We start from the raw sequence: 14095 nt of genomic DNA, 5'->3' as shown, positions 1-14095 counted from the left end.
AAGAGATCACATGCGTTGCTCAGTTAAAGAATTATGGTACAAGCTTTCTATAAAAAATAAGATTATTTTATATTTCGTGGTAGTAATGCTTCTGCCAAATCTTATGTCTATTTTTACCCAGTTTGCAGTTTATCAAGCCATGAATCATTCCAATGCGAATTTAAATTATTATAACCGGCTTTATCAATTAAAAAAGTATGTTAACGAAAATAAGATTCTTTTGCAAAATTATATTCAATATAAGGATAATCATTCTTGTGAAGAACTGTTGGCAGGGCAGTCATTAATTAGTGAAATGGTCGATGAATTAAGGCGAGAAGTCGATAATGAAAAAATTTATCTTGTGCAAAAGTCAGTAGATTTTTATCTGATGAGCTATTTGGAAGAAAGCAATAAAGCCGTAAACTTACGGCAAAAAGCTGATTCAACAGGGGATTATTATACGCCGTTTTTTAAAGCATTAACGCTCAGTAGATATTTGGAAAATGAAATTAGCGAACTGATTAGAATCAGGCTAATTGAAGGGAATCAGCATTTTACTTCTACTATGGAAGAAGTGAATGTTGTAAAAAATATATCTGTCACGGGCAACCTTGTCGTTATTCTTCTGATCCTGCTGTTTGGCTATATTTTTACAAATTATTTAACAAAACCTATTCGGCAATTAGCTGAGGCGTCTAATCAAATGGCGACAGGAGATTTTAATATCGATCAGATCCATGTCAAATCGTCGGATGAAGTCGGTATATTAGCACATAGCTTTAATAAAATGAATGAAAATATTAAGCAACTTGTAAAGGATTTGCAGGAGAAGTCGCGTGTTGAAAAAATGCTGCATGAGCAAGAATTAAAAAATGTTGAGATGGAAAAGCTGCTAAATGATGCAAAATATACGAGTTTGCAATCGCAAATAAATCCTCATTATTTATTTAATACGCTTAACATGATAGCAAGAACATCCATGTTTGAGAATGCGGAAAAAACGACAAGACTGATTCAGTCATTAGCCAAGATGTTTCGATACCACTTGGAAGATCACTCCAAGGCGGTTTCCCTAAAAAAAGAAGTAGACATCGTTAAAGAGTATATTTTTATCCAAAATGAACGGTTTAGCGACCGGATTCGATTAGAAATTATATGGGATAATCATTTGGATATGGAAAATATCTACCTCCCTTGTTTTTCTATTCAACCGCTGGTGGAAAACGGAATAATTCATGGATTGGAGCCATTGGAGCGGGGTGGAAGACTGCGAATTAGGATATATTCTGAGGATGGTCAAGTCATAATAAGTATTGCAGATAATGGGACGGGCATTTCAAAAAATAAATTACAACATGCTATGGGTGTACAGAGAAAGGAAGCAAATAAGGGTATTGGTATTTCCAATGTGGCCAACCGTTTAAAACTATTTTTTCACACAGATTGTTTGACGATAAGAAGTAAACTGGGCTTAGGCACAATAGTAAAGATAGTGATTCCCATCAACAGATAGAAAGAAAATTAGAGGAGGACAACAATGTATACGCTACTTATTGTAGATGACGAGCAAATTGAAAGAGAAGCTCTAAATTTTGTTGTACAGCGGGAATTTCAGGATATACAAGTTGTTGATGTGGCTGTTAGTGGAAGAGATGCCATTGGAAAGGTAAAGCAGTATTACCCTGACATCCTCTTTATGGATATAAAGATGCCTGGTATCAATGGCTTGGAGGCGGCTAAGCAAATTAAAGAATTTCACCAGGAATGCAAAATTATTTTTATGAGCGCATTTGACTATTTTCATTATGCGCAACAAGCCGTTAAAGTTGGGGCTATGGATTTTATATTAAAGCCGCTATCCGACGAGCAGGTGGTGGAGAGTTTAACTAGGGCAATTCATGAAATTGATAAAGTATCTGTAGCCAATCAATTAGATGAAAGGGAAAATCGAGGTTCATTACAAATCGATAAGACGGCTGCTCTGATTGAAAAAACATGCGATTATATAGGCGAAAATTATGCACAGGAAATTACGTTAAAGGAAATGGCTGCTATGGCAGGCTATACAAATCATTATTACAGCAAAATGTTCAAATTGTATAAAAAACAAAATTTTATTGATTATGTAACTTCAATAAGAGTAGAAAAAGCAAAGGAGTTACTACTTCACTCCTATCTATCCATTAAGGAGGTTAGCGTGATTGTTGGATATGGAGATCAAAATTATTTTACGCGTGTGTTTAAAAAAATAGAGAATATGACTCCTACAGAATATAAAGACAAAATAGTACTAAAGAATTGATTATTTTGTGCTAAAAAGAGAAAATTGACAAAAAATTCAACAATAAAGTAAGCGAGCATCACAATTTAGTGTAGAGATATCCCACTTCCCATCCAATATAATAAAAATGCAAGATTAACCAATAATTTGATGATTGTAAATGTTCGGAAAATATAAACAAAAAAAGGAGTTGCAGTGACAAATGTTAGTGGTCATCAGTGGTTAATTTCTGCTTATTTTTCTTGCAAGAAGAAATTCATTATTTAGATTACAGGATGGGTGCCTATTTTGTCATAAGAAAGAAGTGGGAGGTTAATCATGCATAATCAATCGCCGAAAGCTAAGTTGCCCCAGTATATCGCTCTTGGTGGCGGTGTTGCGGTAGAGTGGTACGATTGGAGTATTTACGGTCTTATGTCTGCGTTTCTCGGACCTCATTTTTTCCCTAATGTAGACCCTGTTTTGTCTACACTGTCGGCGCTTGCGGTATTTGCGCTCGGCTTTGTGGTACGTCCAATTTCCGGAGCTGTTTTAGGGCCTATTACCGACCGTATCGGGCACAAAAAGGTGCTAATGTGGTCTATTGGCGTGATGGCACTGTGTTCATTGGGCATTGGTCTGATGCCATCCTATGAGAAACTAGGAATTGCTGCTGGAGCTTTTATTCTTATTCTTAGACTAATTCAAGGTATCTCGACAGGGATTGAACAACCGGCGGCAAATGCAGCAGCATTGGAAATTGCCAGTCCGGGACGTCGGGGATTCTTTTCCGGAGTTGTTAATGGGGCCTTCAATCAAAGCGGTAACTTACTTGCGTCCCTCGTTTCTTTCTTAACCAGCATGGCGCTGGGAAAAGAAGTGATGGCTGATTGGGGCTGGCGAGTACCGTTCATTATTGGTGCCCTTCTGGGGCTCATCGTTATGTACACCAGGAGGCATTTGCCTGAGACCGGAGCGAGTGTGGCCACAAATCGCAAATTAGAATCCACAGCAAAGGTTTGGAAAGAAATTTGGAAGCATCGCTTGGGCGTGGTTGCCATTATCTTTGTGACGGGTGGTAGTATGATTGCCAACTATATATGGATAACAGGCCTTCCTAATTTGGCTAATGCGACTTTTAAAGAAAATTCAACGGAAGTGTTTGGCATAACAACGGCATTTATGGTGTTGATGGTACTGGCCGGACCCGTTGTAGGATATCTGGCAGATCGTTTTGGTTCTTCGCGTGTATATTTAATTCTTCGTGTGATGCTTGTGCCATCGTATTTTATTGTTCTTTTTTATTCTCAACCTGGTATGGAGCAATTTGCCGTGGTGATGCTGGGTGGTGGGATTATTCTAGCCTTGAACCAAACACTGTTTAACTACATTACAGCTACACTTATGCCGCAGGAGATTCGTACGACCGGCATTGCCATTGGGTATGGTATTGCGGTCACTGTATTTGGTGGGACAGCCTCGTATTTGCTGGTTGCAGCACAGAGAGCAGGACAGATGGCATTATTTCTTACGTATGGTGCTAGTGTTTGCGCTCTTAGTGTAATTATCTATATATGGGCTCATCGCCGTGGGCATGTTGTAGGAGTAGAGTGAATTTACCTAGCTGCTGGCAGGAATAAATAGTCTGATCTGTACCCGGGCTTGTGTTTTGAAATGAATATACATTATAGGTAAGGTAGGTAATCAAAATGATAAATGCTCCATCCATAGCAAATTGCAATCTTTTAGAGATGGGCAAACAAATTGATGAACTCGTATCTGGCAATGTCACATTTTTGCATATTGACTTGATGGATGGTCATTATGTCCCCAATTTGGCTTTTCCAATTACCATAGTGAAGGAAATTAAAACAAAGTACCCTCAATTAGCTTTAGATGTCCATTTAATGGTCAGTAATCCCCAAGACTACATAGATCGACTTAAGGAATATGGAGCTGATTACGTAAGCTTTCATATTGATAGTACAAGCTTTTCTGTTCGACATCTGAAAAATATTAGAAACCTTGGAATGAAGGCAGGCATTGTGATTAATCCTTCCCAACGTATCGATATCATTGAGCCCTTAATTGATTATCTTGACTATGTTGTTTTAATGACCGTGGAACCCGGCTTTGCAGGTCAAAAGTTTATGGAAGGATCTCTAGAAAGACTGGAAGAATTAAATAGACTCAGGGAAAGATATAAAGCTTCGTTTTTAATCTCTATTGATGGAGGGGTCGATTATCCTAAGGCCATCGAAAGTTTAAAAAGGGGAGCGGATATTTTAGTCACAGGTATATATGTTGTCTTTAATCAGCCTGACGGAATAACGAATGCATGTTTTCGCTTTGACAAAGAAATGAATGGCATTCAATCATGATCTCATCAAATCTCCTCCAGCTTTAAAAGGGGGAGATTTCCCCTCTCTCTTTTTCTACCTGGCTTTGGTAAGCTAAAGTTAGCTCCGTTTCCCTGGGTGATTTAATTATTTACTTACTTAATCAGCATGGAGGTAAAGCAAAATAGCAATGAAAGATAAGCTCTCTATGGTTACAATCATTATCCTGGTAATCGCAATGATCTTGCTGGGGTGCGGCAGGGGGAATCAAGCAGGTCCAGCTAATAATGTAGAGACAGATGGAGCGAAATCGACTCCTGCAAAAGAGGCGCATATTATTGCATTGAGCTTGGGGCATGAACATTCAGCTGACAGCGAACGTCAGGTGGTAGCAGCCAAACTTGCAGAACTGGCAAAAGAAAAGTCGCATGGAACGATCCTTATTACTCTTTTTCCGCAAGGAGGTCAGGAGGTTAAGCAAATTCAATCCGTTCGCTCAGGCACGCAAGGGATGATGATTGTCTCCTCTGCTGCACTGGAGAGTACGATTAAAGAGTTCTCCCTTTTCGACTTGCCGTATTTATTTGATGATGCAAAGCAAGCGGATAAGATATTAAAGGGAGAGGTTGGGAAAAAGTTTCTGGGAATGTTAGCCCAATATAACATGATTGGGCTGGGATTTGCGTGGCCAAATGAGAGGAATCTGTTTTCCAATATACCAGTATATCGCGCAGAGGATTTAACAGGATTTAAGACACGCGTCATTCAAGCTCCGGGGTATGTAAAATCCTATGAAGCTTTTGGTGCATATCCTTTACCGATGGCTTATGGAGAAGTTTTTTTGGCAATGCAGCAGGGTTTGGTAGACGGCGCGGATGTTCCACCCGATCAATTTGTAGAGAATAATTTCATTGAAATATCAGAATATTACAACGAAACAAAGATGCACTATGTACCGATTGTTATTGCTGTTTCTAAATTGACATGGGATTCCATGACTTCAGAACAACAAGAAGCTTTACAGCAAGCTACAGATGAAGCGCTTGCTTTCGAAGCTGAATATAATAAAACCTATTATGACAAGTATTATGAGAAAATGAAGAAAAAGGGAATCAAAATCATAGAGCCGGATACTGAAAGTTTTAAAGCAGCTTCAAAAAGTGCCTACAATGATATTCTAAAAGATATTCCAACTGGACAAGAGCTTTTAAAAGCTGTGGAAGCGGCAAAAAATGAATAAATTTTCTTGCCTTCTGGATAGTGAAAATGCAACACAGGCGATATTGAAACCTTCTAACCGTGACATACTTTGCTCGATTTCATTGCCAGTTGTCAATTGGAGAGTAAGACTATCTGTAAACTTTGTACTTCTCAAACAACTACAGATCCAATATTTTAAAAATAGATAAAAAATCCTTGACAAAATTTTCTAATAGGATTTATAATTTGAATATATTCAAATATTGAGGTGTACCATGGCGAGAGTTCCCCAGGATCCCCAAATACGAGTCACTGAAATTTTAGGTGCGGCCGAATATTTATTTACTGCTAAGGGCTATTGCGGCACAACCATCAGCGATATTGCCAGGCACATGGGCGTCGCGCAGGGAATGTTTTATTATTACTTTAAATCCAAAGAGGAAATCCTGGAGTCTCTACTGGATCGTCAGATGTCTTACTTTGTTTCAGAAGTAAAGGATATGGTTAATACCAGTATTCCCGCTTCAGAAAAAATCGGACGCCTGTTCCAGATCGTAATAAGTAATATTCACGATAAAAATGAAGCTTTATTTCGTATTGTTCAGGACGAGCACAATTTGCATATTAAAACCAAAATAGCCCGCCAGTCAAGAATTGCACTAACTCCGTTAATATTAGAGATCATTGAAGAGGGAAGTGCTGCGCAAGAATTTACGGTATCACACCCCCAGGTTTCACTGGATTATTTACTCTTTACCAAAGAATTCTTAATTAACACCTATCATGTAACACCTGATGAACTCTTGTCGCCATGTCTGAGGATGGCGGAAGCTATGATCGAAAAAATTTTAGGAACGCAGGAAGGGACGATACATATTATATTAAAGCAGGATGTATAAGTATTTTGCTTTCAGGAGGGCTGCAAGTATTATGGATTCATTTACTAAGGAACTCTCTGAAGTAAGTATTGCGATAAAAAAATGTAAAAATCGGCGCATGCTGGAACGCTATGAAGCGGTAAGGCTATATTTAGAAGGTCATGATATTGTCCACATATCCAGCACCTCCGGCCGTTGCCTAAAAACGATTTATAATTATCTAAACGCATATCAAGCCGGTGGCCTTGAAGCACTCAACATGAAACCATCATCAGGCCGGCCTGCCATGCTTACGGCCGAAGAGAAACAAATTGTAGTAGATGTTTTGACGAATAACGCTCCCAGGGATATCGGCTTTCAAAGCGAGATTAACTGGACGTCCTCTATTGTTAGAGAATGGATAAATTCCACCTTTAATGCGAAATATTCACCAAGCGGCATTCGCTTTCTGTTACACGAACTTGGTTTTACCTGTACTCGGCCAAGTTATTATAAAAGTACCGGTACTGAACAGATCTTGCAGCTAGAACCCCCAAAAAACGGAGTTTTTAATAGCATCCAGTAAACAGTAATAGTATTATTGGATTAATCAAAACAACAGATGAGCAATTCGCTACCTTCACAACTAGGACTAGCGTTTTTTTTAAACCTATTAATTGAATGCGTTCAAAATGCTTGTCCGCTGTTGTCAGGAGCACCTATCGGCCGCTTTGACTCATGAACGAACCGAAGATTCAGGATAGCAATGAGGAAAAAGGCGGCCAATACAACCGGACGATATAAAGTGCATGTACACTTTGACGGGGCGGTTTACTACCGGCTGAATGCTGGTAATGACGCTGTTTTGAGAGTACCCAATTTACGTCAAAGTTAAATTCGTTTACAACGAGCTGACTAACGAGTCAATATCATGAGGAAACTTGGTCACTCAGAAACATTACTCTTTAGAAAGCTCGTAGTATAAATAAGACAATCTAAGGAGGAAAAACAATGAAAAGACAAACTTCAATGGCTCTGGCGGCAGTATTTGCCATGAGCGTAGCAGGAACGGCCCTGGCTGCGCCTGCTAATCCCTTCGTTGACGTACCTGCAAAACACTGGTCCTATGACTCTGTCAACAAGCTGGCCCAAGCCGGTGTAATTTCCGGTTATGGCGATGGCACCTACAAAGGCGACAAAACTCTTACCCGCTACGAAATGGCTACTATCGTAGCTAAAGCTATGGCTAACGCTGACAAGGCTGACGCTGAGACCCTTAAAACCATCGAAGCTCTGAAGGCTGAATACGGCGCAGAACTTGCCAACCTCGGCGTTCGCGTTGACAATCTTGAGAAAAACGCTTCCAAAGTAAAATTTACCGGTGAAGTACGTACCCGTTATGATTATCAGGACAGAAACAGCGGCGAGACCTTCGACAGCACCAAAGAGGCAAACCGGCTCCGGTTAAACATGGAGGCCCAGCTTGATAAAAATGTTACTTTCCATGGCCGTTATGAAGCTAATACCGAGTGGGGCAACGGCTCTGATAATGAATCCAAGTTGACGCAGGCTTATATTTCCGGAAAAGTGGGCGAAGTAAACTACAGCTTTGGCCGTCAGCCTGTATGGCTGGGGCAAGGTATGATCGCCGATAACGAGAGCAATAACGATGGCTTCTTCTTAAGCGGCGGCAATAAGGTTAAAGTAACTGCCGGCGCCTTTAAAAAGGACGCAGAGACCTATGATAATAAAGATATAGATGCCAATTATATCGCCGCAAATATTGACGCCCAACTGAATAAAAACCTGAATTTGACGGCATCCTACCTTGCTGACAAAGATGACAATTATTATAAAACCACGTCGGCCGGATTAAAGTATTCAGGCATTAAAAACTTCACCGTCACCGGTGAGTACGGCGAAAATGATTCGGATGCGGCTAATGGCAATCATAACGGCGATGCCGCCAAAGCCTGGATGGCTCAGCTTAAATACCGCGGCGCTGAAAGAGACAGAGTCGGCTCACTGGGAATCTGGGCAGGCTACAGAAGCGCTGAGAAGGGTTTCGATCCACTCGAATTAACTACGCTTGATGCCGGGCGGAATTATGATGACACCTATGGGATTCTTGACAATGTTAAGGGACCTGAGTTCGGGGTAGAATATACCGTATTTAAAAATGGCATACTGACAGTACAGTATAACGATTTGGAACTCAAGAATCCTACTGCCGGTCAACAGAAAGATAAAGAAAGCTTCTTTGCTCATTTAAAATACTGGTTCTAATTATTTGCGACAGAAGGGGCTGCACGAAATTTAGAGAACTCCTGCCAATCCATGTGGATTTGGCAGGAGTTTCGCTTTGTATGGTAAAAGTACAAAGTGGAAAGGTATATTTTATGCATTATATAGCAAAAAACGTTGCTTGCATTATCAGGAGGAGCAGAATGAAGAACAAAGAAATTCATGTTATTTACGGCAGGCAGCCGGAGAAAATGGTATATGAAGTTTTGGAAAAGATGGATGTTGCCAAAGCGCTTACACCTGAGATGACGGTAGGCTTGAAGCCCAATCTGGTAGTTGCCAGGGAAGCAGCCTCCGGGGCAACTACTACCCCTGAAATTGTCGAAGGGGTTATTCGGTATCTGCAAGATCATGGGATCAAGAAAATTGCTATCCTGGAAGGTTCCTGGGTGGGAGACAGCACCAAAAAAGCTTTTGAAATATGCGGCTATAAAGATTTGGCGCGGCGATATCAGATTGGTCTTTATGATTTGAAGGACGACAGTTTTGTGGTAGTCAAGGTGGGCGATCTTGACATCAAAGTCTGTAAAAGAATCACTGAACTGGATTATTTAATTAATATGCCTGTTTTAAAAGCGCATTGCCAAACCCTTATGACCTGTGCGCTTAAAAATCTAAAAGGCTGTATCCCTGACAGCGAGAAACGCCGTTTTCACAGTTTAGGGCTGACGAAACCGATCGGTTATCTTGGCAAGGCTGTTGTGCCTGATCTTACTATAGTGGATGGACTGAACGGCGACCTCACCTTTGAGGAAGGCGGCAATCCTGTGGAGATGGCTCGAATCATCGTCGGTTACGATCCGGTGTTAATTGACGCGTATGCGGCCGAATTGCTGGGATATCGGATTGAGGAGATCAAATACATTCCTGTGGCCGCAAGCCTGGGAGTAGGGTCGGCCGATTTAGCTTCCGCCGAACTGTTTGAGTATGACATGGGGTATAAAAAAGCCGGACAGTTTAAACCGTCCGGAAAAGCGCAGCGATTGGCGCAAAAGGTGGAGGCCAGGGAAGCCTGCTCCGCCTGTTATGGTACATTGATTCATTCTTTGCAGCGTTTAGCGGATAATGGCACCCTTGGCAGGCTGAAGCAAAAGATCTACATCGGTCAAGGAATGCGGGGACAGAATTTAACCGGACTGGGTATCGGTAATTGTACAAAAAGCTGCAGTACTTACATTCCGGGTTGTCCGCCTAAAGGAAAAGACATTGTTGCTTTTTTGGAAGAGAATTTGTGAGGCTGATTTCCTGGTACTATTGATTTTTATAAGGAGAAATTAAATGAAAGAATATACCGGATTGATAGCAGAATTTCATGATTATTTTACCCGGGATGCAAATGCCTGTGTGAGTTTGGGAGTCGATAAGCACTTGGATGATTTGCCTGATCCCAGATTGGAAGCGGCTGCGACGGAAGTGAGCGCGGGGGAGGAATTACTGGCAGCTCTGAGAAGTTTTCCCCGGGACGGTCTGACTTTTGATGAAAAGCTGGATTTGGATTTGGCCGCCATGGTGGTAGCGTTTGCCCTCTTTCAAAATACCTATACGTTTAATGGCAAAACAGCCCTGGAACAGACGCCGACCGCGGGTGATGACATCAGTGACGGGCTGTTTCTAATGTTCATCAATGATCCCCGCCCGGCTGAGGAAAGGCTGCGGAATATCACTGCCCGGCTGGAAAAGGTACCTATGTATCTGGCTCAATTATTGAACCGGCTGGATACGCCTGTAGAGCGCTGGGTAGCGATTGACATAGAAAAGGTACAAGGGCTGCCCGAGTTATTTCAAACCATCTGCGATTGGGCGGAAGAAGAAAAATTCCCCGAATTTGAAAGATTAGCGGCCGCGCGCAGACAGGCGGAGGCGGCCTTGGCTCATTACACCGGAAAATTACAGGCAATGCCGACAACAACCAACTTCTTTATTGGCGAAGAACAGGCAAGAAAGCTGATACAGCTCCGGGGAATCGATAAATCTTTGGAAGAACTGCATAGCATGGCGGCAAAGTTTCTGCGGGATACAGCGACTGAATTGGAACAACTGCGCTGCAAACTGGCCGGTAAATATGGTCTGAGGCCGGGTACGACAGTTGAGGAACTTCAGCATTTTTTAAATCAGCAGTACCGGGTAGACTTAAAGACCAATTCTTTAACCGATGTCATTGACCGGTATAAGCAGGAAAGAGAGAAGATTCTTGCCTATCTTGAGGAAAGACGGTTATTTCCCATTTTCGCAGAGCAAGATATGCTGATTATGCAGACGCCGGCCTTCATGGCGCCTTCGATTCCCGCCGGGGCAATGGTTTCTCCGCCTCCTTTCCGCAAGGGAACAAAAAGAAGTATGATTTATTTGACGTTAAGTGAAGAACTGTTGGATGAACATACTGAGCTTTCTATTCCTTCGATGATGATTCATGAAGGGATTCCCGGACATCACCTGCAGCTTGCCGCTGCAGCCAACCATCCGTCTGTTGTCCGCCGGCACTTTGATGCTCTTGAGCATGCGGAAGGCTGGACCACGATGCTGGAAGACTATATGCTGGATATCGGCTATATGGGCGAGCTGACTGATGAAGCCCGTTTTATTGCAAAACGAGATATTGCCCGGCTGGGCGCCCGGGTCGCGATTGATTTATATTTTATGACAGGGGATGTACGGTATCTTGATGTCGGAATCGAAGTAGACGTATCTTCCAAGGATCCCTTTGAGAATGCCGGCAGGCTTTTGCAGAAGGTTACCGGTTATGTTGCCGGCCGGGTTCAGGCTGAACTAAACTGGTATTCTGAGGAGCGGGGATATCCTCTATGCTATCTGGCCGGAAATAAATTAGTCTGGAAGTTAAAGGCGGACATGATAAAAGCTCAAAAGGGTAAGCTGGAAGGTCTGGAACTCGATCGGGAATTTCATAGCCTCTACTTGCAATCGGGAAATATGCCACTGAGCTTTTTGCGTAGGGTATTTGAATATGAGAAGCTGGTTAATAAAGGCTTGGATACACCCTATTAACTGGCTATTATACCTGACGCGCCGGACACGAAAGTGCGCTCCCCCTGGCCCGGAAGCGCACTTTTCCTGTGTTCTTCAAATTTACTTATCCATCATACCGTTTCCATAAATGGCCACAAGGAGTTTTTGCTGGCCTGCTTTTCTGGATATTAGCAATATCTATACCAAAAGAGAAAAAAGTAACAATGTACTTTGTGAAAAGCATTGACAAGCTTTGTGTACTTAATTTATAATATACCTAAAGTTAAGAAAATTATAAATTATAAATTATAGAAATGCCTATAGCTATTAGATATTAGGGGGCAAAACTCTATTTGAGTTTTGCCTCTTTTTATTATTCAGAGGGTTTTTGGCAAAAGGCTCTGAAAAAGTCCTGGGTTACTATGTCAAATTTACTAAAAAGAAAGGGGAAAACAAAGTGTCCGAACAATGTCGAGATGAAAGTTTACAAAGAGGGTTGAAAAATCGGCATATTCAATTGATTGCTCTGGGAGGGGCTATTGGAACAGGGCTGTTTTACGGATCAACGAAAGCCATTCAAATAGCAGGCCCGGCAGTTATGCTTTCCTATCTGATTGGCGGTATCATCATTTTTTGGATTATGCGTCATATGGGTGAAATGCTTGTTGACGAACCTGTGTCAGGTTCCTTTAGCCATTTTGCTTATAAGTACTGGGGAGATTTTCCGGGCTTTCTGTCGGGCTGGAACTATTGGATCGCCTATGTACTGGTCAATATGGCAGAACTAACGGTAGTCGGGAAATACATTCAGTTTTGGTGGCCGGATATTCCTGTTTGGGTTACTGCCCTGGTATGCTGGGCTTTTCTTACAGTCATTAATTTAATTCATGTTAAGTTATACGGCGAATTTGAATTCTGGTTTGCCATTATCAAAGTAGTAGCCATTATAGGCATGATTGTTTTCGGTACGGTGCTTCTTCTGAACGGTCAGGCAGGCGCTAGCAGCGGCGTGGGCAATCTGTGGAATTATGGCGGCTTCTTCCCGAACGGGCTGGAAGGGTTCTTTTGTTCTTTGGCAATTGTCATGTTTGCTTACGGCGGGACTGAATTGATAGGGGTTACGGCCGGAGAAGCGGATAACCCTAAAAAGACTATCCCGATGGCTATTAACCAAGTAATGTGGCGGATCCTGATTTTTTATGTTGGCGCCCTGTTGGTCATATTGATGATCTATCCGTGGAATCAGTTGGGTGCAGGTGGTTCGGAAGGTAGTCCCTTTGTGCAGATTTTCTCGAAAATAGGTATTTCCTCAGCGGCGGCTCTGCTGAATGTCGTCGTGATCACAGCAGCTCTTTCCGCTTACAATAGCGGTCTGTACAGCAACGGACGCATGCTTTACAATCTGGCCCAACAAGGTAATGCTCCCAGCATCTTTAAGAAATTAAACAAGGGCGGAGTACCGGTAGTAGGAATACTTTTTTCTTCTTTCCTTATGGGATTGGTGGTATTCTTAAACTATCTTATCGAGAGTCAGGTATTCACCTATCTGATGGCTCTGGTTGTCTCAGCGGATATTATCAGCTGGGTGATGATCAGCGTCAGTCATATGAAATTCCGCCAGGCAAAGTTAGCTGCTGGGGAAAGAATTGAATTCCCGGCAGTCTGGTATCCTGTTACGAACTATATTTGTATCGGCTTTTTAACGATGATATTTGCCGTGATGTGGTATTTGGGCGAAGACTGGCGTATTTCCATGTACCTGACGCCTATTTGGCTCGTTCTTTTGTGGATCGGCTATAAATGCAAAAAACAGGCGAAACAGGAATCTACAACGATATCGAATTAATACTGCATAAACAGCAAGAATATTGTTGATCAATTTATGTAGCAAAATTACGGGAGTTGAGGGGGAGACTCAACAATGAGTTTTCCCCCTTGTTGTAAAAGTCGTCAGCAAAACGTCTATTGCAGAAAATTTAAAAAAGCCCCAAAATATAGGCTTGACTTTAGCAGTTTTGTAAACTATTATAAAGGTAAGCCGCCTGCCTGAGATGCGAGAGATGAGAGTTTGGCAGGTAAGATAGTTGGATATGAAGTAGTTTTACCGGTCTATGTGAGGATGGAAATTTAACTTGAATAGCTTGCCCATAGTTATGAGATATTAGGGGGTAAACTCATTAATGAGTTTT

The 14095-nt window shown here is 41.8% G+C and carries 11 protein-coding genes; all 11 read left to right on the top strand.

What is annotated here, in order from left to right; genetic code table 11:
• The first annotated feature begins 10 nt into the window (after positions 1-10).
• The 11 genes from SATMO3_RS27255 (at position 11) to SATMO3_RS27205 (ending at position 13752) form a co-directional block, all read left to right on the top strand.
• Entirely contained in the window at positions 11-1495 is a 1485-nt protein-coding gene (locus SATMO3_RS27255; RefSeq protein WP_371373747.1) for a sensor histidine kinase, read from the top strand.
• A gap of 24 nt (positions 1496-1519) precedes the next feature.
• Entirely contained in the window at positions 1520-2284 is a 765-nt protein-coding gene (locus tag SATMO3_RS27250) for a response regulator (protein ID WP_371373744.1), read from the top strand.
• Positions 2285-2581: 297 nt separating this feature from the next.
• Positions 2582-3856 (top strand): MFS transporter, encoded by a 1275-nt coding sequence (locus SATMO3_RS27245; protein WP_371373741.1) that lies wholly within the window; start codon positions 2582-2584, stop codon positions 3854-3856.
• Positions 3857-3951: 95 nt separating this feature from the next.
• Positions 3952-4623, top strand: coding sequence for a ribulose-phosphate 3-epimerase (locus tag SATMO3_RS27240; RefSeq protein WP_371373738.1), 672 nt, complete (start codon positions 3952-3954; stop codon positions 4621-4623).
• Positions 4624-4771: 148 nt separating this feature from the next.
• Complete coding sequence (locus tag SATMO3_RS27235) at positions 4772-5821, top strand: TRAP transporter substrate-binding protein (RefSeq protein ID WP_371373736.1); 1050 nt, start codon at positions 4772-4774, stop codon at positions 5819-5821.
• A 235-nt stretch (positions 5822-6056) separates the two neighbouring features.
• Positions 6057-6680 carry a TetR/AcrR family transcriptional regulator gene (locus tag SATMO3_RS27230; protein ID WP_371373733.1) on the top strand — a complete coding sequence of 208 codons (624 nt, stop codon included), beginning with the start codon at positions 6057-6059 and terminating at the stop codon, positions 6678-6680.
• 31 nt (positions 6681-6711) lie between these two features.
• Positions 6712-7224, top strand: coding sequence for a transposase (locus SATMO3_RS27225; protein WP_371373730.1), 513 nt, complete (start codon positions 6712-6714; stop codon positions 7222-7224).
• A gap of 425 nt (positions 7225-7649) precedes the next feature.
• Entirely contained in the window at positions 7650-8924 is a 1275-nt protein-coding gene (locus tag SATMO3_RS27220; RefSeq protein ID WP_371373726.1) for a porin, read from the top strand.
• A 161-nt stretch (positions 8925-9085) separates the two neighbouring features.
• Positions 9086-10177: a DUF362 domain-containing protein gene (locus SATMO3_RS27215; RefSeq protein ID WP_371373723.1), complete on the top strand. Its 1092-nt coding sequence runs from the start codon at positions 9086-9088 to the stop codon at positions 10175-10177.
• 43 nt (positions 10178-10220) lie between these two features.
• Positions 10221-11945, top strand: a complete 1725-nt coding sequence (locus SATMO3_RS27210) for a DUF885 family protein (RefSeq protein ID WP_371373720.1) — start codon at positions 10221-10223, stop codon at positions 11943-11945.
• Between the two features lie 418 nt (positions 11946-12363).
• Complete coding sequence (locus tag SATMO3_RS27205) at positions 12364-13752, top strand: amino acid permease (RefSeq protein ID WP_371373717.1); 1389 nt, start codon at positions 12364-12366, stop codon at positions 13750-13752.
• Positions 13753-14095: the final 343 nt, after the last annotated feature.

It is taken from the genome of Sporomusa aerivorans, assembly GCF_041428895.1.
Lineage (GTDB): Bacteria > Bacillota > Negativicutes > Sporomusales > Sporomusaceae > Sporomusa > Sporomusa aerivorans.
The sequence above is the reverse complement of the archived record's forward strand: the minus strand, read 5'-3'. Positions and strand labels throughout refer to the sequence as shown.